Below are 22581 nucleotides of genomic sequence, written 5' to 3'. Positions count from 1 at the left end.
GATTTTCTATATATAAGGAAAGTGTTATGCACGATAAATTGCTCATAGAGGGGAAGCTGGTTGTGGGGCAGGGCGAAGCGCTGGCCGTGTTTAATCCGGCGAATGGCGAGGAGATTGCCTCGATTGCGCAGGCGAATCTGCACCAGGTTGATGCAGCCGTACAAGCGGCGGATGCGGCGTTTGCGCAGTGGGGGCAGACCACGCCCAAAACGCGTTCCATTTTGTTACTGCAAATTGCCGATGCTATCGACGCGCATGCTGAGGAATTTGCCCGGCTTGAATCGCTCAACTGCGGTAAGCCCTATCATGCGGCGCTGAACGATGAGATCCCCGCGGTGGCGGATGTGTTCCGTTTTTTTGCAGGTGCGGCGCGCTGCCTGAACGGTTCGGCGGCGGGTGAATACCTGGAAGGGCATACGTCAATGATTCGGCGCGATCCGGTAGGGGTGGTCGCGTCAATTGCGCCGTGGAACTACCCGCTGATGATGGCGTCATGGAAACTGGCGCCGGCGCTGGCGGCAGGGAACTGCGTGGTGCTGAAGCCGGCGGAACAAACCCCGCTCACAACCTTTTATTTGGCGCACTTGCTGGCGGAGATTCTGCCTGCCGGGGTCGTCAATATCCTGTTCGGACGCGGGGCGGATATCGGCGATGCCCTGACCGGTCATGAACGGGTGCGTATGGTGTCGCTGACGGGGTCGATTGCCACCGGCGCGCACATCCTTTCCCATACGGCTTGCGGCGTGAAGCGCACCCATATGGAGCTGGGTGGGAAAGCGCCGGTGATTGTATTTGATGATGCGGATATCGATCAGGTGGTCGATGGTATTCGAAGTTTTGGTTTCTATAATGCCGGGCAGGACTGTACCGCGGCCTGTCGTTTGTATGTGCATCGCGCCGTTTATGACGATGTGGTTGTTGCGTTGGGTAAAGCGGTCGCCACGCTGAATATGGGCGATCCGCAGGACGAAGCCACCGAGCTTGGCCCGTTGATCACCGAAGCGCAGTTGGAAAGGGTGGCGGGGTTTGTCGAGCGGGCCAGGGCATTGCCGCATATTACCGTGGTCACCGGCGGCGAACGGGTAAAAGGCGCGGGATATTACTTCCAGCCGACGGTGCTGGCGGGGGCGCGTCAGGAAGATGAGATCGTGCAGAAAGAGGTGTTCGGGCCGGTAATTTCCATCACGCCATTTGATGATGAAACGCAGGTGGTCGGCTGGGCCAATGCCTCGAATTACGGGCTGGCTTCATCCGTCTGGACGCGGGATATCGGCCGGGCGCACCGTCTGGCCGCGAGCCTGCAATACGGTTGCACCTGGGTCAACACGCACTTTATGCTGGTCAGCGAAATGCCGCATGGTGGACAGAAACTGTCTGGCTACGGGAAAGATATGTCGATGTACGGGTTAGAGGATTACACTGTCGTGCGGCACGTGATGATTAAGCATTAACCGGGCGGCGATATTGTTTTCATCATTTTGCTGGCTTGACCGGTATTCGTGCCGGTCAAGTCAGACGCAGCGCCGTTTCTTACGCTGAAAGAGACAATATCGGATTTGTTTTGATACCCGATGAGGTGATTCACCTTCGATAATCGATTTATTGCCCTATTTTGGCACAACGCATGCAGCCAAAGGGCGTTTTTCCTTTCTAGCCTTCTGTCTTCCCCAATTCACCGGTATCGCTAAATTTTTCATTCTATATGTAAAGATTTATTTTGATTTTTGTTTCAGTTTTACCGGTTAAGCCAGATTTTAATATTTAATTCTTAATTTTAGCGGTCAATTGGCGTGTTATGTGCATTAATTAAATGGATATCGCGTGATATCCGTTAACAAGGAGTTCATTTTGTCCAGATTACACGCACACCTCAACCCGCTAGAGTGTACTCAGCAGGCGCTGGATTGGATCAACAGTGAGACGTTAACCCACGATGAAACCGTCTCATTGAATCGGGAAGTGTTGAGTTGTTTTCGTGAATATGTCAATCCGGGTTTTCTGGAATACCGAAAATCTGTCACCTCAGGAGGCGATTACGGCGCGGTCGAATGGCGCGCGAGTGGCCCGAATACGTTAGTCGATACGCTGGGAAATGAATATCTCGACTGCCTCGGCGGTTACGGTATTTTCAACGTTGGGCATCGCAACCCCAAAGTTATCGCGGCGGTAGAGCGACAGCTTGCCAGACAACCCTTGCACAGCCAGGAACTGCTTGACCCATTACGCGCTTTGTTGGCGAAAACGCTGGCGGCATTAACGCCGGGCGATCTGAAATACAGCTTCTTTAGCAATAGCGGAACGGAATCGGTTGAGGCGGCGCTGAAGCTGGCCAAGGCTTATCAGTCCCCGCGGGGTAAATATAGGTTTATTGCCGCAACGGGCGCGTTTCACGGTAAGTCATTAGGGGCATTATCCGCGACCGCCAAGTCCACGTTTCGCCGTCCTTTTATGCCGTTACTTCCCGGTTTCCACCATGTCCCCTTTGGCGATATCAGCGCTATGCATAAGCAGGTTCATCAATGCGGGAAGACCGGGGATGATGTGGCTGCCATTATCCTTGAGCCTATTCAGGGAGAAGGCGGCGTAATAGTGCCGCCGGATAATTACTTGCCTGCGGTCAGAGCGTTGTGCGATGAGGTTGGCGCATTGCTGATTCTGGACGAAGTCCAAACCGGTATGGGACGGACCGGGAAAATGTTCGCCTGTGAGCATTATGGGGTTCAGCCCGATATCCTGTGTCTGGCGAAGGCATTGGGGGGCGGCGTGATGCCGATTGGCGCGACGGTGGCCACGGAGAAAGTCTTTTCCGTGCTGTTTGAAAATCCGTTCCTGCATACTACGACGTTTGGCGGCAACCCATTGGCGTGCGCGGCTGCGCTGGCGACGATCAACGTCTTGTTGAGCGAAGAACTGCCGGATCAAGCGGCGTCGCAAGGTGCGTTTTTATTAAAAGGGTTGAAACGGCTTGCAACTGATTATCCCGAGTTGATTATTGAAGCTCGCGGTGTCGGTTTATTGCAGGCAATCGAGTTCAGCCAGAACGAGATCGGTTATGCGTTTGCGAAAGAACTTTTCCAGCGCAAGGTGCTGGTTGCGGGAACGCTGAATAACGCGAAATCAGTCAGAATCGAGCCGCCGCTCACCATCACACGCACGCAGTGCGAGCGCGTGCTGAACGACGCCGGCGAAGTGCTCAAAAAGCTCGGAGGCATGATGACTGACGGAAAAAAACTGAAGGAATATGCGGTAGAGTGAAACGTGCGCGACAGACATGCAGCATAAGATTGCCGTCACACCGAAGGCCAGTCAGATAAACCTGACTGGCTTTTTTTTTTTACAGCAGTCGTCACACCCTACGCGAGGAGTTAATGTTTATATTTTTCAACGTAAACTATTATCTTGTTAGTTATATTTTCCATGATTTTCAATCATTATTTTCAATCATTATTTTCAATCATCGGGTGTCATTTTCCTCGTTTTTTTAAAATCTTCTATAATCAGATAGCATTTTTAAATGCCTACTGTAGCGAGTGGCCTATTTCGTCTTATACCCGTCGACTTCAAACTTGCAGGCGTGTTGAGTTTTAGCGCCCAGCTACTCCTGGAGTAGCTGATCATTGGGGCATGTCTTGAACGCTGCGGCCTGCGCGTTGAAATCCTGAGGGGATCGACCAACATTGTCATCCTGCAAACAAAAGGAAATGAGGTATGAGATCAAAAAATAAACGCAATGAGCCGATGAAAATACAGGATATCACCATCATCGATGACACCAAGCTGAAAAAGGCGATCACCGCAGCCGCGCTTGGCAATGCGATGGAATGGTTCGATTTCGGTGTTTATGGATTTGTGGCGTTTGCGCTGGGCCAGGTATTTTTTCCCGGCGCCGATCCCGGTTTACAAATGATTGCGGCACTGGCAACGTTCTCAGTACCTTTTCTTGTCAGGCCGCTGGGCGGGATATTTTTTGGCGCAATGGGAGATAAGTTCGGTCGCCAGAAAGTCCTGTCGATAACCATTATTATCATGGCGGTGAGCACCTTCTGTATCGGGCTCATCCCCTCTTATGACGCCATTGGCATCTGGGCGCCGATATTACTGTTGTTGGCAAAACTGGCGCAGGGCTTTTCCGTTGGCGGGGAATATACCGGGGCGGCCGTTTTTGTGGCGGAATATTCACCAGACAGAAAACGGGGCTTTTTAGGCAGTTGGCTGGATTTTGGTTCGATTGCCGGTTTCGTCATGGGGGCCGGCGTTGTGGTTTTGATCTCCTCGATTGTTGGAGAACCGAATTTCCTGGATTGGGGATGGCGTATTCCTTTCTTTATCGCTGCGCCATTAGGGTTGATTGGAATTTACCTCCGTCACGCGCTGGAGGAAACGCCGACCTTTCAGCAACATGTGGATAAGATTGATAAAGAATCTAAAGATAGCCTTCAGTCGCCGCCCAAGATTTCTTTCCGTGAAATCGCCACCAAACAGTGGCGGAGTTTACTGGTTTGCGTGGGGCTGGTGATTACTACCAACGTCACTTACTACATGTTATTGACCTATATGCCGAGCTATCTCTCGCATAGTCTGAATTATTCAGAAGATCATGGCGTTATGATTATTATTGCCGTCATGATCGGCATGCTGTTCGTGCAGCCGGTAATAGGGTTGATGAGCGACAGATACGGGCGTAAGCCGTTTGTTATCTGCGGCAGTATCGGCCTGTTACTGTTGTCGGTGCCCAGTTTCATTTTGATCAACAGCGATGTCATCGGGCTTATTTTCTGTGGTTTACTGATTCTGGCGGTGTTGCTGAACGCGTTTACCGGCGTGATGGCGTCGACGCTGCCGGCAATGTTTCCAACTCACATCCGCTATAGCGCGTTGGCGCTCGCCTTCAACATATCCGTGCTGATTGCCGGTTTTACGCCAACCGCTACGGCGTGGCTGGTTGAGTCGACAAGCAATCTCTATATGCCCGCTTACTATTTGATGGTTGTCGGCATTATTGGATTGATCACGGGAATGGCGATGAGGGAAACCGCGAACCAGCCGTTAAAAGGGGCGACGCCCGCGGCATCCGATCGGGTCGAAGCAAAAGCGCTGTTGCAAGAACGGTTCGATGATATTGAGCAGAAAATAGAAGACATTGACGAACAGATTGCAACGCTGGAGCAGAAAAGAAAAGCGCTCGTCGATCAGCATCCCGAAATAAATTAAGAAAATGGCGGAGCGCTAAACGCATTGCTCCGCCGCCGGGATCACCGGAACGGTGGCTCATTGAACGTGCGCAACTTGCGGGAGTGCAATTGATCGGCTTGCGCGCGCAGCAAATCGATGGTGCAAATGCCAATTTGCAGATGTTCTGAAATCGCCCCTTCATAAAAGCGGTTTGCCTGGCCGGGCAATTTAATTTCACCATGCAGCGGTTTGTCGGAGACGCACAACAGCGTGCCGTACGGCACCCGAAAACGGTAACCCTGTGCGGCGATGGTGGCGCTTTCCATGTCGACGGCCACCGCGCGGCTGAGATTGAAACGCAGGGCGGAAGCGGAATAGCGCAGTTCCCAGTTGCGGTCGTCCGTGGTGACGACCGTACCGGTACGCAGGCGCTGTTTTACCTGCTCGCCCGGCATCCCGCTCACCATTTTGGTGGCGTCATAAAGCGCGCGCTGCACCTCGGCGATGCTGGGGATCGGTATATCGGGAGGCAGCACCGCATCCAGTACGTGGTCATCGCGCAGATAAGCGTGCGCCAGCACATAGTCGCCAATCGTCTGACTTTCCCGTAGGCCGCCGCAGTGTCCAATCATCAGCCAGGCGTGGGGGCGCAATACCGCGAGGTGATCGCAGATGGTTTTGGCGTTGGATGGGCCGACGCCGATATTGACCAGCGTAATGCCCTCGCCGTTGCGGGAGATCAGATGATAGGCCGGCATCTGGTGTTTTTTCCAAGCCAAATCGGACACCTTCTGCTCAGGATTGGGCGTTTCCGCCGTGATGTAGATACCGCCGGCACAGGATAAGGCTTCATACGGGCTGGCGGGATCGGCAATCTGACTACAGGCCCAACGGACAAACTCATCCACATAGCGGGTGTAATTGGTAAAGAGAATGAAAGACTGCACGTGTTCTACCGGCGTGCCGGTATAGTGGCGCAGACGCGCCAACGAGAAATCAGTCCTCAGTGCGTCAAAGTGCGACAGCGGTGAAGTCGTTGTCGCGTGAAACAGGCCATCGGCGGTTTCATCGCCGATTTTCGAGAGTTCCGTTGTTGGAAAACACTTGGCGATACTGGCGCTCATCGACCGATCCAGCAGCAGGTCGGAGCCGTCCAGCACGTAAGGGAATGGAATCTCCTGCTGTGAGGGCCCTACTTCAATATGGGCGGCATAATCCTTTGCCAGCAGGGTGAGCTGTTCGGTCAGATACTGGCGAAAGACTTGCGGACGGGTAATGGTGGTGGAAAAGCAACCGGGATGGGTGAAACGGCCATAGGCGCGGTGCCGCGCATGCTCGGCGGGCTCACCGTCCCATTTCACCCGCAGTTCGGGGTAGGAGAAGAGTCCTGCCGCGCGCGCGTTTGCATCGGGCGGGCTACTGTTGCTGACGAACTCCCCGATGGCGTCGCGCAACTCGGAGACGGCTTTGTCGTACATCGCCTCCAGTTTATCAATTGCCTGAGACACGGTGAGGTTTTCGCCGGAAACGCTGTCATGCATATTCTCTCCTTGGTACAAGTATTATCTCGCTGCGTTAGGGTGAAGCATATGATTCGGTTATCCCGTAGGCTAACCGAATATGCGATGAAAGCTCAATAAAAGAGAGATAAACGGCGGCAGGAAGCGAACCAGGAGTAGGCCCGCATGTTCATCGGATCGCCTTTCATCCGTTCAGGGCGGAGGAGGTAAACGGACGGCAAATCAGCGTCATGGCTATCGCGCTGCACAAGGGCACCGCCGCCAGCAGCAGCCAGGGGATCGCCGCCAGCGGCGACGGCGTCAGCGCCCGATCGAGCTGTCCGCCGAGCAGGAAATTCCCGGCCAGCACCGCCGCGCCGCCCATTGATGCCAGCGCGCCGTAATGCGCGCCCAGATTGTGGTTATGGGCAAAACGGGGAACGAGATCCATGCCCACGGGAACAATCAGCATCTGCCCCAGCGTCAGCAGCGTAATCAGCGAAACCGCCGGCAACAGGCGCTGCCAGCCGTCCGGCGGCGTGGTGTGGGCAAACAAGGCCACGCTGACGAAAGACAGCGCCAGCAGCGTGAACCCCAGCGGCAGCATACGGGCTGCGCCGTGACGACGGGCAAAACGTGCGAGCGGCAGTTGCAGACAAATCACCAGCAGCGAAGCCAGCACAAACAGCGGCCCGAGGTCTTTTTCATCGCCGCCGGCGCGGTGCAGTTCTACGGGCAACGCCAGATAAAGCTGGTTGTAGCTGAATAAATAGGCGCTATAGGCGATGATAAATGCCACAAAGCGGCGCTGGCGGAAGGTTTGCCACCAGGGTGCGATGTGCAACGCACCCTGATGTCGCGGCGTGGCCGGCAGGCTGAAAAACAGAATGAACAGTGCCAGTAAAAACACTCCGGCGCCAATCAGCGCGACCCGCTGAAAACCGTATCCCACCAGCAGAGAGCCGAGCAACGGCCCCAGCACCGCGCCCAACTCGCCGCAAATGGCAAACAGGGCGAACCATTCTGAACGGCTGCGTTTGCCTTCTTCTTCACTCTGCGTACCGGCTTGCGCCACCAGCGCTTCAATGGCGGGCGAGAACAGCGCGCCGCCAACGCCGGTCAGACAGGCGCCAAGAATAATCGGCCAGAGGGAACCGCCCAGCGCCAGCAGCAGGTAGCCGGCGATCCGCACCACGCAGCCACACAAAATCACGCCGCGCGCGCCAAAGCGATCGGCCAGCGCCCCGCCGACCAGAAACATGCCCTGTTGTGAAAAGGTTCTCAGGCCAATGACCAAACCGATCGCCCAGCCGGACAGCCGCATGTCGTCACGCAGGAAGATAGCCAGAAACGGCACCACGGCATAAAAACCGATGTTGAAAACCAATTGGCTGCCCAGTAACAACGGCGGATAGAGCCGTAAAGGGCGAGAGGCGATCGGGTCTGACATAACATGTTATCCGTTAAAGCGAGTGGCTTACGAAGGCATGACGGGTGATTGCCGGGCGGTGTGCCGCGATCGGGGACTCAATAACGCCACCGCCATCCTTGACCAATGTGCGGTCGCACAGACCCGCACTATCAACAGCTCTCTATTATTTTGCCAGGCGGCCTGTATAAGCAATGCTTTTATCGGTTTACACAATGCTAAACCCTTTATCCCGGCCGCTTTTTCCGGGCGGCGGCACCTCCCCGAACCGCGGCAGAAAAATCAGGGGGCGGGAGCCTGCCATTCCCGCCCAGGGATAGCCGCAATTAACTGTTGTGTGTAGGCGTGCCGTGGGTGCTGGAACACCTGTTGGGTAAGACCTTGCTCCACGATGCGGCCTGACTTCATCACAATAATGCGGTCGCAAACCTGAGCCGCAACGCGCAAATCATGGGTAATGAATATCAAAGACAGCCCCAGGCGTTCACGCAATTCCGCCAATAGCGCCAGTACCTGTGCCTGTACCGATACGTCCAGCGCGGAAACGGGTTCGTCGGCCACCAGAATCTTCGGTTCCACAGCCAACGCGCGCGCCAGCCCGATACGCTGACGCTGACCGCCGGAGAATTCGTGCGGGTAGCGATGAACGGCGGCGGGATCAAGGCCGACCAGGGCAAATAACGCGTTGACCTTTTCTTGCGCCTTATTGCGCGGGACGCCCTGTATCAGCAAGCCTTTGGCGACAATTTCGCCCACTTTCTGTCTGGGGTTCAGGGAGGCGAAAGGGTCCTGAAACACCATCTGAATATGGCGGCGGTATTCCCGCAGCCTCTGAGGAGGCATGGTCGTCAGTTCACGATCGGCAAAATGCATTTCGCCCGCGTCAGGCTGGTACAGCCGCACGATACAGCGCGCCAGCGTTGATTTTCCTGAGCCGCTTTCCCCGACTATGCCCAGCGTGCTGCCTTGCGGCAACTCAAGGCTGACATCCTGCACGGCGTTGACGACGCGTTTATTGCGACTGAACCATTCCGACTGGCGGAAGGTTTTGGTCAGGTTTTTCAACTTCAGAATCGGCGGATGGTTCGCGGCATGGCGCGGCGCGGCCGGATGCAACGCGGGCACGGCGGCGATCAACGCGCGGGTATAGTCATGTTGTGGCGCATAGAGCACGCGGCTGGCCGGCCCTTGTTCCACCAGTTGACCATGCTGCATCACCGCCACCCGATCGGCAATATCGGCCACCACCCCAAAGTCATGGGTGATAAACAACACCGCGGTGCCCTTGCGCTGTTGCAACTCGCGAATCAGTTGGAGAATCTGCGCCTGCGTCGTGACATCAAGCGCGGTGGTCGGTTCGTCGGCGATCAACACTTGTGGTTCAAGCGCCAGCGCCATTGCGATCATCACGCGCTGACGCTGTCCCCCGGAGAGTTGATGAGGATATGCTCGCGCGGCGGTCAGCGGATCGGGGAGGCGGACATCGGCCAGTAGCTGATTCACTTTGGCGTTCAGGTCGCGCCGCGCCAGCCCGGGCTGATGGGCGAGAAACATTTCGGCAATCTGGTCGCCCACCCTGTGCAACGGATTCAGGGCCGTCATCGGATCTTGAAAAATCATCCCGATGCGCGCGCCGCGCAACTGTCGCAGATCGTGTTCCGTTAGACGCAACAAGTCGCGTCCTTCAAACTCAATACTCCCTTCCGCCGGTCGCACCCGATCGGGTAATAGCCCCATGATGGCGCTGGCGGTCATGGATTTCCCCGAACCGCTTTCCCCCACCACGCACAGGATTTCGTTGGCATACAGGTCGAGTGAGACGTGGCGCAGCGCCCACTGCCGATCGGCGTCGGCCGGCAAAGCGACGCTGAGATGGTTAATCGATAACAATGGGTTCATCAGCACGGGGTTCATCGGTTTTTCAGCCTCGGGTTCAGCGCGTCATTGAGTCCCTGTCCAACCAGCGAGACGGACAGCACAGTCAGGAGAATGGCAATGCCGGGAATGGCGGAAACGTACCACTCCTGACGGAGTACGCTCCGCCCGCCGCCAATCAGATTGCCCCAGGAGGGGACGTTGGGATCGGATAAATTGAGAAATGCCAACGCGCTTTCCAGCAGAATGGCGACCGCCATAATCACGCTGGCGTACACCACGATGGGGGGGAGCGCGTTGGGCAGAATTTCACGAAAGACGATCGGCATATCGCGCATGCCCAGCACGCGCGCGGCCTGGACGAATTCACGTTGTCGCAGCGACATGAATTCGGCGCGGGTCAGACGGGCGGCGGGCGGCCACGAGACAATGCCAATCGCCAGTATCACAGTAGGCAGCGTCGAGCCGAACACCGCCACCAATACCAGCAACAGCAGGAAATTAGGCAGGATCTGGAACGCTTCGGTTAGCCGCATCAGAATATCGTCAATGATCCCGCCGTAGAACCCTGACAGTGCGCCGACCACGATACCGATAATAATGGCGATGACGGTAGCGACCAGGCCGAGGGTCAGCGAGATGCGGGCGCCGTGGAAAATCTGTGCGGCGATGTCACGTCCCGAATGGTCGGTGCCAAGCAGGAAGCGCGGGTTATTCAACGGCCACTGAAGCGGCCTGCCGGCCAGCCGCAGCGGATTTTCAGGGAAAAAGAAATTGGCGCTGAGTGCCATGCCGATAACCACCAGTAGCAGCATCAGGCCAAAAAGGGCCGCGGGATTGCGGGCGTAACGTTTAAAAAAATGGCGCATGACTGTTCACCTGAACTGCTCACTTGAAATACGCGGGTCGAGCCTGGCATAAAGCAGGTCCACCAAAAAATTGATCCCAATCACCAGCAACGCGGAGACAAACACCACGCCTAACAGCGTATTGAGATCGCGTTGCATCACGGATTCGTAGGCCAGTCGGCCAAGTCCGGGCAGGGCGAAAACGCTTTCCACCACCACCGAGCCGCCCAACATGGTGCCAGCCTGTAACCCAATCAGCGTGATCAGCGGCAGTAGCGCGTTGCGCAGAATATGTCTCACTACAATGCGGTATTCGCTAAGCCCTTTAGCTCGGGCGGTACGCACGAAATCCAGCGTGGCGACTTCCAGCATGGAGGCGCGCATGATGCGCAGATAGACAGCGAGAAAAATCAGCGCCAGCGTCAAGGTCGGGAGTATCAGGTGCCGGGCGATATCCAGAATGCGGTCGATACCGGTCAAGCCGCTGGCGAGGGTTTCAAAGCCGCCCGAAGGCAGCCAGTCGAGATAGATGGAGAACAGGAAAATCCCCATCAGACCAAACCAAAAAGAAGGCGTGGAGTAAAAAATCAGCCCCAGCAGCGAAATCAGCGTATCCGGCCAGCGATTGACCTGCCGTGCGGCGATAATCCCCAACGCCATACCTGCGGCAACCGCCAGCGCCAGCGAGGTTGCCATCAGCAGCAGCGTGACGGGCAGACGCGCCAGAATGACGTCCGCAACGGGTTTGCCATAAATGGCCGACTGCCCCAAATCCAGATGCGTCAGCCGCCACAGGTAATCGCCCAACCGCAGAGCGGTAGACTGATCGAGCGCATAATAACGACGTAACGCCTCAATCATGGTGGGATCGCCGCCGCCCATCTGCGCCACCAGCGCATCCACCGTATCTCCTGGCGCCAACTGTAACAGCAGAAACAGTCCGGTCAGAATAATCAGCAAGGCCGGGATCGCCGACGCCAGCCGACGGCCCGCGAGCAGTAATGATTTCATCCCGCTCAAGCCTCCAGCCAGGCGTCATGCCAACTGCCGGATGGCCAGCGCGATGTGTTGAGCGCATTTTTCAGTTTTTTGTTCACGACACTGTAAAACTGGCGTTCGGTTACGAACCACACCGGGAATTGTTCGTTCGCTTCCGCCACCAGTTGCGCGTACAGTGCGCGGCGCTTGACGGGATCGATTTCCGAAGCGGCATCGTCGATCAGTTTATCCACCACGTCGGATTGCCAGCCGTACTGGTTGGTCCACGGCGATCCTTCCGGGCTGCCCGAACGTAACCAAACGGTAGTCGATACCGCCGGATCGCCCCGGTATTGATGCCAGCCGGTGGCGATATCAAAGTTATGCTCCTTGTAAACCGCAGACAGCGAGCCCGCATAGTCGAAGTTGGTGATATCCACTCGGATACCCACTTCCGACAGCGCCTGTTGGATAAAGGTCGCGAACAGCGTGACGTCTTCCCCGTTGGTAATGGGAACCAGTGTCAGCTTAAAACGCTCGCCGTTGGCCTGACGCGGATAGCCGGCTTCGTCCAGCAGGGCTTGCGATCTCTTACGATCGAACGGGTAGGGCGGTTTGCTGTCGACCGGGTAAAACGGCGTGGAGGTGGAGGGAATCATCCCGGTCGCCGGTTTACCCTGACCATATAAAAAGTTTTCGATAAAGAACGCTACATCAATGGCATGGGCGATGGCGCGTCTGACCCGCACGTCCGCGATCTCCTTGCGTCGAAAATTGAATTCCAGCGTGTTATTAAAGACGTTCGCTTCTGAACCTTGCGTGGTGACGTCAAAATCCGGGTGTTTCTTCAGCCGATCCAGATCCGCCAGTGAAAGCTGAGAGTAAGCGCTGAGCTGGAGTTGCCCGGTCTCCAGCGCGGCGGCCGCGGCGGATTTATCGGTGATAATGCGCCAGACAATCCGTTCAACATAGGGCTGATCCTGACGCCAGTAATCCGGGTTGCGGGTGGCGATGATGTACTGACCCCGTTCATATTGGACGAATTTGAACGGCCCGGTGCCGATAGGGGCGGTATTGGCCGGGTTTTCCAGAATGTTGGTATTTTCATAGAGATGACGGGGGACGACATAGCCGAGATCGGCCAGCGCCCGCAGCAGCAGTTCAATCGGCATCGGGCGTGAGTAACGGAACACGGCGGTATGTTCGTCCGGCGTATCCACCGCGTCCAGATACTGTTGCAGCGCGGTGCTGTAATTAAGCTGCCGCTTCCATAACACCAGCGCATTGTACTGCACGTCTTTGGCGGTAAACGGCCTGCCGTCGTGCCATTTCACCTGCTCGCGCAGTTTGAACGTAATGGTCTTGCCATCCGGCGTGGCGTGCCATTCGGTTGCCAGTTGCGGAACGACGTTGCCATGCGCATCTAAATCGACCAGCGACTCGATGATTTTGCTGGTAACGATATAAACGCCGGTGGACGCCCGCAGAGCCGGGTTGAGAATGCGTTGTTCCGAGGCCAAATGAACCCCAAGCGTGCCGCCTTTGATGGGCGTGCCGGGCAGGACGTTGGAAGCCGTCTTGCCTTGCGCGGCTGAGAGAAAAGAGGTGAAAGGCAAAGTGGCCGTCATAGCCGCGGAAGAGATTAGCAATTGTCTGCGTGAAATATTCATAAAGACCCCGGTGAAAGGCGAATAAGCCAATAAGGGCAAAAGAATAATGTCAGAGATAAATATGAGTAAAATGATGATTTATTCTATCACATTGTATTATTGATATATGTAAAGTGAGAGTTTGATATATCTATTTTCCGGTAAAGCTAATATAAATAAATCACTAACCAAAAGCGGTAATTAAATTTCTAATGTCGCCGTCTTGTCTATTTCGAGAGCGCAGGCGCAACATCGGCTGCTGAATTAAGAGGTAGACCTTAATATATCCGTATCTAAGGGTTTTTTATGGCAAATCTACTGTGGGATCACGTGGTTCATTATGTGAATAATCTGGATGATGCTGTGTCGGCGTTTACCGACCGCCAACTGGCGGCGTTTCCCGGCGGCGCCCATCCGGGGTGGGGAACCCATAATGCGCTGAGCTATTTCGGTCTGACCTATATTGAGTTTTTGGGCATCCGCGATGCGGATGAACTGGCCGCCGCCCGGGACAGCTTCTTGTTGTCACGGGACGCGCAAACCTTCTTGCCGCAACAGCAGATATTGCATCGCATCGCCCTGCGCAGTGATGATATTGACGCCAGCTACGCCGCGCTCCGGCAGTACGATCTGGCGCTTTCCCCAATCGTGACGGGACAACGCCGAGATGCGCAGGGCAATCTCATTGAATGGCGCATATTCACCATTACGGGAGACTTTCAGGGTGTTGCGTACCCTTTCATTATTCAGTGGGGCGAGACGGACGTCGAACGTTTGCGGTCACTCCGGCAGCGTGGTATCGATCGGCCTCATCCGGCTGGCCGCGTGACCCTCCAATCCGCGCAGTTCTCGGTCAAACAACCGCGCCAGGTTGCCGCGCACTGGCAGCATCTCTTTAATTTACAGAGCAGTGAACAGAACCCGGCTCACCTGCTGATTGGCGAGCAGCAGTTTATTTTTCAGCTTGGCGAATTAAATCGGCTGGCGTCGATTCAGTTGCAGGTTGACAACCCTGAATTAAAACAGCGCAGCCTGATTATTGGTGACGGTGAGTATCAGTTTGTTTGATATTTATTTAATGTTAATTTCACATAAAATATTAACGGGAGACCTACATGGCAAACGTTCATTTTATTGGCGCCGGACAAATGGCGGAAGCCATTATTCGTGCCTCGCTGACGCGAAAAACGCTGACTGCCGGGCAAATCAGTATTGAGGATATCGATGCAGGCCGCATTGAAACGGTAAACCAAACCTATCAACTGCCCGCGCAGCGTGATGTGACGGATGCGCTGAGACAGGCCGATTTAGTGGTGATTGGCGTGCGTCCTCAGGATGATCTTGTCGGCGTGACGAAACGCATTCAGCGGGAAGCCGCGCCTCACGGCACGGTGGTGTCGATTGTGGCTGGGGTCACGCTGGAACAGTTGGCGTCGTTACTGGGTTCGGCGCGGGCCATCGCGCGGGTGATACCCAATACCCTGACGGATACTGGCTATGGCTACAGCGGCGTGACGCTCAATGCCCATGCCCGTGCGGAGAGTATTGAGACGTTTCTGTCCGGTTTCGGCAAATTTTTGTATCTGGACGAGCGGTTAATCGACGTCTTTACCGGTTTTGGCGTGGCAGGGCCAAACTACATTTACTATTTTATCGAGTCCTTGACGGACGCGGGCGTACTGGCGGGATTGCCGCGTGCGCAAGCCACTCAGGTGGTGTTGGAAAATCTGGTTGGCGCGGCTGAAATGCTCAAGATCAGTAAGAAACATCCCCGTCAGTTGCTGGACATCAATAACTCACCTGCCGGGGTGGGCATGCATGGGCTTTATGAATTGAACAACAGCGATTTTGCCGCGGGTTTGCAGCGTAGTGTATTAGCGGCGGTAAAAAGAACCACAGAACTGGCGAAGGTTCACTAATACTGACCAGTCGGCAGTCTCCTGCCGACTGGGTTGCTCTCCGTGAAAGGCAGCGGATTTTTCATCGCTGAATCTAGGCCCCATCTTCAACCTGCGAGTTTCATCTTACTTTTAGACCAATCTCCCGGCCTATAGCGCGTTATGCTGTCGCGTTCTGCCTTATTTGTTCGCATTGAAATGAAAACAATCGAGTATAGTGGTGCTGGAAAAATCCGTGATAAAGACGCTAATATAATGGACGGATGGGCGCATTCGATGCTGTTGCGATATAACAAACGCTTATAGGAGGGTGAATGTTAGAAATATTCGATGTCAGTTTCAATCTGATTTCTAATAAAGAAATAGATGAACTGTTTACTCTACGCAAAGAAACGTTCAAGGATCGATTAAACTGGTCGGTGAATTGTATTAATGGGATGGAGTTTGATGAATATGACGGAGAGAATACCAATTATATATTGGGTGTAAAAAATAAAACTATCGTCTGTAGTGTGCGAATGATAGAAATGAAATATCCCAATATGATTACGGGAACATTTTTTAATTATTTTAATGAAATAAAAATCCCAGAAGGGAATTATATCGAGTCCAGTCGTTTTTTTGTCGACCGGGAACGTGCAAGAGCATTAATAGGGAATAACAATCCAGTCTGTTTAATGCTGTTTCTGTCTATGATCAACTATGCCAGAAATTACCATTACGACGGTATATACACGATTGTCAGCCGCTCAATGCTCACGATATTGAAACGTTCGGGGTGGCGTCTTTCTGTGGTGGGGGAAGGTTTGTCAGAGAAAAATGAAAATATTTATCTGCTATTCTTACCAATTGATTGCGCAAGCCAACATGCGCTCATTGAGCGTATCGTGAAGTCAAAGAAAACCGAACCGGAGAGTTTTGAAAACTGGCCTTTGGTGTTCCCGATCAAAAAGGAAGAGGCTTGATTAGCTGCAATTCGACGCCAAGCCGTATGGCGTGTTTAGCATTTAAGACGCCCAGCTTTTTGACGACGTTGCCGATATGAAATTTTACCGTACTTATTTTTATACCTAAAATCAGTGCAATTTCAGGATAGGTTTTACCCATACTGGCCCAGTATAAAATCTCATTCTCTCGATCAGAGAAGATATCTTTATCACCCCATCGGTGACTATTTCCCTGGTTCATCTCTCTGTACAGAGAGATGATTTTTTCATGGATTGAGATAAGCAGCATCTGTATTTTGTCTTTATTGTCTTCGATGGCGGTTTCAACGTCGGCGCTTTCTGATTCTTCGAGCATAATCGAGAGCGCCGCCAGATTTTGGAGGTGGTCATGAAGCACAAAGGTGTAACCATTAACGATATCATACTCTCTGGAGAGATTGAAAATCTTCGAGAATCTTAATTTTGAATTGATAACCAGATTATCGTCCCAGGAGAAAGGCGATATCTTGTTTATCGCCGTCAAAATGACCGGGTCAATGTGCTGGTAATTATTTTCTTTGTAGGTTTCTACCCATTCCTGAGGATAGTTTGAGATAATCGAGACCAATGAAGGGTTCTTTTTACTCAAAATTATGTAGGCATATTTCAGATCGCCATAATGCTTTAGCTTTCGATTGAGGTAGTTTTTTATCGTGTTGTTGATGATTTCGTTTTCAGACCAAAAAAAAGACATTTACAGCCTCAAAAAGTTTTATGGATGGGTAAGATAGAGTTTGTATAAATACACAGTGTAAAACTATACTTAAGTCCAGCTTTTGTCACATCATGATATCTCCTATAATTTTCTCACAGACAGCATAGTGCTTAAAATAAGTTTTAAAAATCAAGCTTAATTGGCGTTACGTTATTGTATGGGGTATTTGCCAACCCAGGGAAATTATTTTCAACAAAAGCCCCTTCATGTCCAAAGGGCCCTTCATAAAAAGAGTGCAAACGAGACAGGCGTCGCGTGATGTAATCTACTATTTTTACCTAAAATTCAATGAGCTCACTGCCGTACCCGTTCATAATGTATGTCAGAACGTCTATCGGGATGCTTGATTACCGTTTCACCAATACTGGCAAAATAATCTGCTGGATGGGACTTCATAGGCCCCCTATAAGGCACGCTAAAGTTTCGACTGCAAAAACAGGCGAGTGCGGGTACGACGTCCTCTGATATCAAAGCGGAAAGACATCCGGCGATTCGTTAGCCGCACAAATGATTTTATACCAGGTGAAATCATGATGTTATGCCGTCGCTGAATGCAAATAGAGCCAAACTTCCGTGATGATAAATGTGAACGCCTCCGGTTCGGCTTAAAATCACAGCGGGTACGCTCCCCTTTGACCTTAGCGGAGAATGTCCTGCGACACTCCCCGGCTAATATTGTGGCGAACGGTGCTGAGCGCTGTTCTCGCTCACTTTGTCAAAACCTACCCGATAAGTTTGCCTCGGCCTGCTTGAGCGGGCCGAGGCATGTGAGTAGCCGTACGTTAAAAACCACGCATTACAATCATGCGAGATCGAAGCGATCGAGGTTCATAACTTTGTTCCAGACCGCGACAAAGTCCTGCACGAATTTCGCCTGCGCATCCGCGCTGCCGTAAACTTCGGCCAGCGCACGCAACTGAGAGTGCGAACCGAAGATCAAATCGACGCGTGTCGCTGTCCACTTGATCTCGCCCGTCACGTAATCGCGGCCTTCGAACACGCCTTCGTTACCGGTTGCTTTCCATGTTGTGTCCATATCAAGCAGGTTCATGAAGAAGTCATTGGTCAGCGCCATCGGACGTTTGGTAAACACACCGTGCTGGCTTTGATCAACATTGGTGTCCAGAACGCGCATACCGCCTAACAGAACCGTCATTTCCGGCGCGCTCAGGGTGAGTAACTGCGCTTTATCCACCAGTAACGCCTCGGCGGAGAGCGTGTAGCGGCCTTTAAGGTAGTTGCGGAAACCATCTGCGATCGGCTCCAGTACCTCAAATGATTCGACATCGGTTTGCTCCAGAGACGCGTCCATACGGCCTGGCGTAAAAGGAACGGATACCGGGTGACCGGCGTTTTTCGCCGCCTGTTCCACCCCGGCGCAGCCTGCCAGCACGATCAGGTCAGCTAATGACACTTTTTTGTTGCCGGACTGGGTACGGTTAAACGCATGCTGTATGCCTTCCAGCGTATTCAGCACAAGAGACAGTTGCTCCGGCTGATTGACTGCCCAATCTTTCTGCGGCGCCAGACGGATACGGGCGCCGTTTGCGCCGCCGCGTTTGTCGGAGCCACGGAAGGTCGAGGCTGATGCCCAGGCGGTGGTCACCAACTGCGAGACAGACAGGCCGGATGCCAGAATGTTGCCTTTGAGGTCGGCGATATCCTGTTCGTTAACCCGTTCATGATCGACCGGGGGGATAGGGTCCTGCCAAATCAGTTCTTCCGCAGGGACTTCCGGGCCGAGATAACGGGCGCGCGGCCCCATGTCACGGTGCGTCAGCTTGAACCACGCACGGGCAAAGGCGTCGGCAAACTCCTCTGGATGTTCGTGGAATCGGCGGGAAATTTTCTCGTAGATCGGATCAACACGTAAAGAGAGGTCTGTGGTTAGCATGGTCGGCACATGACGTTTCGACGGATCGTGCGCATCCGGTATTTCACCCGTGCCCGCGCCATCTATCGGCTGCCACTGATGAGCGCCGGCAGGGCTTCGGGTCAGTTCCCACTCGAAACCGAACAGGTTATCGAAGAAGTAGTTACTCCAGCGGGTCGGCGTTTGGGTCCAGGTGACTTCCAGACCGCTGGTGATGGTATCCCCGCCCTTGCCGCTGCCAAAACTGCTCTTCCAGCCCAGCCCTTGTTCCTCAATTCCTGCGGCTTCCGGTTCTGGGCCGACCAGCGCTGCATCGCCCGCGCCATGGGTTTTACCGAAGGTATGCCCGCCTGCGATCAGCGCGACGGTTTCAACGTCGTTCATCGCCATGCGCTTGAAGGTTTCGCGAATATCTTTGGCGGCGGCCAGCGGGTCAGGGTTCCCGTTCGGGCCTTCCGGGTTCACGTAAATCAGCCCCATCTGCACGGCGGCCAGCGGGTTTTCGAGATCCCGCTCGCCGGAATAGCGTTTTTCGCCACCCAGCCAGGTGGTTTCAGAACCCCAGTAAACATCTTCTTCCGGCTCCCACACGTCAGGGCGTCCGCCTGCAAAACCGAAGGTTTTGAATCCCATGGACTCCAGTGCGACGTTGCCGGTAAGGATCATCAGGTCGGCCCATGAAATTTTACGGCCATATTTCTGTTTGATCGGCCACAGCAGCCGGCGCGCTTTATCGAGGTTGGCGTTATCGGGCCAGCTGTTGAGCGGTGCGAAACGTTGCTGACCCGCACCGGCGCCGCCGCGTCCATCGCCCATGCGATAGGTTCCCGCGCTGTGCCAGGCCATACGGATGAACAACGGCCCGTAGTGACCGAAGTCTGCCGGCCACCAATCTTGCGAATGGGTCATCAGGGAATGGAGGTCTTCTTTAACGGCAGCCAGATCGAGGCTGTTGAATGCTTCGGCGTAGTCGAACGCTTCATCCATCGGGTTGGATAAGGAGGAATGCTGGTGCAGGAGTTTCAGATTCAGTTGATTTGGCCACCAATCTTGGTTCGAGGTGCCGCTGTTGGTCGTTACTTTGTTCCCGCCGCCCGAAAATGGGCACTTACTTTCAGTTGTCATGCGTGCTCTACCTCTGCTTGTATGTCCCGGCCATTCGGTCTGCCTGACGTCCGAGTGCTGAACCGTTGACGTGAGATTGCTCGTAATTTCGCCTTGGGTGTTGCGCTAATGGTTAGCGTAATGCTTGGAATTTCATTGGATAGTTATCAAATAACCGACATTTCGATGGTAAGTCTTCTCGGCTGAAATTCGCAATCAATCTTATTAAGTATGGGGTGATAGATAAAATCGAATTATATGAATATTGTGATAGTCGTTGGCTATCTCATACATTTACCTGCGTCATACCCTGAAGCGGAGAGGGGACGCGTCGTGGCGTCCGGCTGTTGGCTGGCGATGACTGAAGCGTAGAGAGGGACAGTCTGACATGTCCCTGACACAGAGGTGGGCCATAATTGAAACGTTGTTTACGCATACGATAGTGATAGTCACTTTCAACGGGGACTTTCCTGAGTGAATCGGGGGGAAGTATGAACGATGTCAACAATGTTATTATCGTGCATGGATTTTTATCAACGCCCCGCCATCATTGGTTTCAATGGCTGCGGCAGCAGTGTGAAGATGACAATATCCGCGTTTTTATCCCCAAAATGCCGATGCCCAGGGCGCCCAAGCCCGATAAATGGCTGGCGCAATTGAGTAATACGGTTTCATTGCCTGATGAAAAAACATGGTTTATCGGACATAGCTTGGGCTGTATTACCGTTTTACGTTATTTGTCTTCTTTACATGAGCAACTTGTCGTCGGCGGCGTTATATTGGTTTCCGGTTTTTCAGAGCAGGTCGAAAAATACCCTGAACTTAATGCTTTTACCGAAAAAAATATTGATTTCAGCCTGTTGCGTAAAATAATAAAACATAGAATTACGATTTTATCGTCTAATGATGAGGTCGTTGCGCCTCATTATACGATGAAACTGCGGGAGCAGTTGGATGCGAAATTATATCGCTTTACGGGGTGTGGACATTTCGCGGATTGTGATGGTTTTGATCAATTCCCGGCATTAAATAACATCCTGCGTGATTATTTAAACTAATTCAGGCGGCTATTTGCGCTGGCTCCAGACAATGATGCAAATAGCCAACCTTTAACGAGCGGATGCTCCGTACTGCCGTTAGCGTTAATAATGAACTGCGGCGCCGCAAAACCAGTAGCCGGTATATTGTCCGGTTTCCCCCCCATTTTCCCCAAATAAGTGCGTATTTGACGCTTATCATTTGGTCCGCACGCCTTTGCTGATACCGTTCACACTTCGCGCCGGGTTTTGCCAGTTGGCGTCTCAAGGGCGATTGGCGGATAGGTTATTGTGGTAATATGCGAGTGAATAATATACTGCTGCGAAGTTAACCGTACCGGTTGAGCGCTATTTTGCGGTTATATCCTTGTCAATTCGGGCCGTAGCGGGCTATTGGTGTCGGTCCCACGGACGGTGCGAGTAACCTGGGCCAACGCACCTGCAACCTAAAGCAAGACGGGGATAGTGCAAATTTATCATGACAATGGTCGGGAGATTATGAACGGACGGAAAGGTATTGCGGGTATTGGCCGCCTGATAATGGTGCTGGCGGTGATGGCGGGGCTAATCGTACCGGGCGCGAACGCCAGCCAGCCAGCCGATTCCGACCCGGCAGGCTGGCCGCGAGAGTTTCACAATGCCGACGGCACCACAACAACCCTGACCTCACCCCCTAAACGCATCCTGTCCACCTCGGTAACCATCACCGGTACATTACTCGCTGTTGACGCGCCGGTGGTGGCCAGTGCGACTGCGGCCAACGGCCGTTTTTTTGCTCAGTGGGACAAGGTGGCGCAGACGCGCCATCTGGAAAAACTATGGCCGGCGGGCAGCGTGGATCTGGAAGCGGCCTATGCGGTGGTGCCGGATCTGATCGTGGTCGCCGCCACGGGCGGGGATTCCGCGATAGGTCAGATCGACGAACTGAAAGCCATCGCGCCGACCATCGTGCTGGATTACGGTGGTCAGACCTGGCAGGATCTGGCGCGGGAAATCGGTGCGGCAACCGGTCTTGAAGCGCAAGCGAACGCACGCATTGCCGAGTTTGATGCCTCGGTGGAAGCGTCTCGCAAAAAAATCACGTTGCCAGCCGGGAAAGTGAACATTATAAGTTACAACGGACCCGGTGCCAGCAACCCAATCGCCACCCCTGACGGGGTTCACGCCCGGCTGCTCAGATCGCTCGGCTTTACCCTTGAAGCGCCCGACCTGGCGTGGCAAAGCAATATGGCCCCCCGGCAGGATTTTGTTTGGGCGCAGTATGAAAACCTGACTCGTCTGAGTGCGCCCTCCACCTTTCTGCTCAGCGCGGGTGATGACAACGTTGCGGCGTTTCTGGGCGATCCAATGCTGGCCAACTTACCTTCGGTTAAAAACAGGCAGGTCTATGGTTTGGGTGTCAATTCGTTCCGCATAGATTATTTCAGCGCCAAAGAAATTATTGAGGGGATCGTCAGACGGTTTGGCAAGGTGGAACAGACAGTGCCGTCGCCGTAGTTGCTTCGTTATATACGCAGG

At 53.7% G+C, this 22581-nt stretch carries 16 protein-coding genes; 8 read left to right on the top strand and 8 right to left on the bottom strand.

The genetic code is table 11. The features are described 5' to 3' along the window. Positions 1–26: 26 nt before the first annotated feature. From patD to proP, 3 genes are all read left to right on the top strand, one after another. Positions 27–1451, top strand: coding sequence for an aminobutyraldehyde dehydrogenase (gene patD, locus EH207_RS11260; RefSeq protein ID WP_137714068.1), 1425 nt, complete (start codon positions 27–29; stop codon positions 1449–1451). A 397-nt stretch (positions 1452–1848) separates the two neighbouring features. After that, complete coding sequence (gene ygjG, locus EH207_RS11255; protein WP_217496085.1) at positions 1849–3255, top strand: putrescine aminotransferase; 1407 nt, start codon at positions 1849–1851, stop codon at positions 3253–3255. Positions 3256–3738: 483 nt separating this feature from the next. Further along, entirely contained in the window at positions 3739–5211 is a 1473-nt protein-coding gene (gene proP, locus EH207_RS11250; protein WP_425456727.1) for a glycine betaine/L-proline transporter ProP, read from the top strand. A gap of 41 nt (positions 5212–5252) precedes the next feature. Here proP and EH207_RS11245 read toward each other — a convergent pair whose 3' ends face one another. The 6 genes from EH207_RS11245 to EH207_RS11220 all read right to left on the bottom strand — a co-directional run bounded on the left by EH207_RS11245 (position 5253) and on the right by EH207_RS11220 (position 13471). Continuing rightward, complete coding sequence (locus EH207_RS11245) at positions 5253–6713, bottom strand: AMP nucleosidase (protein ID WP_137714065.1); 1461 nt, start codon at positions 6711–6713, stop codon at positions 5253–5255. Between the two features lie 163 nt (positions 6714–6876). Then, a complete protein-coding gene (locus EH207_RS11240; RefSeq protein WP_137714064.1) occupies positions 6877–8121 on the bottom strand; it encodes an MDR family MFS transporter in 1245 nt (414 codons plus the stop codon). A gap of 261 nt (positions 8122–8382) precedes the next feature. Then, the gene (locus tag EH207_RS11235; RefSeq protein ID WP_137714063.1) at positions 8383–9999 is read right to left on the bottom strand and encodes an ABC transporter ATP-binding protein; all 1617 of its coding nucleotides are present in this window, start codon (positions 9997–9999) and stop codon (positions 8383–8385) included. 11 nt (positions 10000–10010) lie between these two features. After that, positions 10011–10844: an ABC transporter permease gene (locus tag EH207_RS11230; RefSeq protein WP_137714062.1), complete on the bottom strand. Its 834-nt coding sequence runs from the start codon at positions 10842–10844 to the stop codon at positions 10011–10013. Between the two features lie 6 nt (positions 10845–10850). Then, positions 10851–11834 carry an ABC transporter permease gene (locus tag EH207_RS11225; protein ID WP_137714061.1) on the bottom strand — a complete coding sequence of 328 codons (984 nt, stop codon included), beginning with the start codon at positions 11832–11834 and terminating at the stop codon, positions 10851–10853. A gap of 5 nt (positions 11835–11839) precedes the next feature. Next, positions 11840–13471, bottom strand: a complete 1632-nt coding sequence (locus EH207_RS11220) for an ABC transporter substrate-binding protein (RefSeq protein ID WP_137714060.1) — start codon at positions 13469–13471, stop codon at positions 11840–11842. Positions 13472–13756: 285 nt separating this feature from the next. On the opposite strand from EH207_RS11220, the gene EH207_RS11215 reads away from it, so the two are divergent. From EH207_RS11215 to EH207_RS11205, 3 genes are all read left to right on the top strand, one after another. After that, positions 13757–14518 (top strand): VOC family protein, encoded by a 762-nt coding sequence (locus EH207_RS11215; protein WP_137714059.1) that lies wholly within the window; start codon positions 13757–13759, stop codon positions 14516–14518. Between the two features lie 47 nt (positions 14519–14565). Next, complete coding sequence (locus EH207_RS11210) at positions 14566–15369, top strand: pyrroline-5-carboxylate reductase family protein (RefSeq protein ID WP_137714058.1); 804 nt, start codon at positions 14566–14568, stop codon at positions 15367–15369. 293 nt (positions 15370–15662) lie between these two features. Next, positions 15663–16313, top strand: a complete 651-nt coding sequence (locus EH207_RS11205) for an acyl-homoserine-lactone synthase (protein ID WP_137714057.1) — start codon at positions 15663–15665, stop codon at positions 16311–16313. Here EH207_RS11205 and EH207_RS11200 read toward each other — a convergent pair. Both EH207_RS11200 and katG read right to left on the bottom strand, forming a co-directional pair. Next, a complete protein-coding gene (locus tag EH207_RS11200) occupies positions 16294–17028 on the bottom strand; it encodes a helix-turn-helix transcriptional regulator (RefSeq protein WP_137714056.1) in 735 nt (244 codons plus the stop codon). The genes EH207_RS11205 and EH207_RS11200 overlap by 20 nt on opposite strands. 823 nt (positions 17029–17851) lie before the next feature. After that, positions 17852–20047 (bottom strand): catalase/peroxidase HPI, encoded by a 2196-nt coding sequence (gene katG, locus EH207_RS11195; protein WP_137714055.1) that lies wholly within the window; start codon positions 20045–20047, stop codon positions 17852–17854. A gap of 470 nt (positions 20048–20517) precedes the next feature. Here katG and EH207_RS11190 point away from each other — a divergent pair, with 470 nt between their 5' ends. Together EH207_RS11190 and fepB are read left to right on the top strand one after the other, a co-directional pair. After that, positions 20518–21084, top strand: coding sequence for an RBBP9/YdeN family alpha/beta hydrolase (locus tag EH207_RS11190; protein WP_137714054.1), 567 nt, complete (start codon positions 20518–20520; stop codon positions 21082–21084). A 477-nt stretch (positions 21085–21561) separates the two neighbouring features. Further along, the gene (fepB, locus tag EH207_RS11185) at positions 21562–22560 is read left to right on the top strand and encodes a Fe2+-enterobactin ABC transporter substrate-binding protein (RefSeq protein ID WP_246048880.1); all 999 of its coding nucleotides are present in this window, start codon (positions 21562–21564) and stop codon (positions 22558–22560) included. The last annotated feature ends 21 nt before the right edge of the window (positions 22561–22581 follow it).

Source organism: Brenneria rubrifaciens, assembly GCF_005484945.1.
In the GTDB taxonomy this organism is placed as follows: domain Bacteria; phylum Pseudomonadota; class Gammaproteobacteria; order Enterobacterales; family Enterobacteriaceae; genus Brenneria; species Brenneria rubrifaciens.
This window is presented reverse-complemented; position numbering and strand designations above follow the sequence as displayed.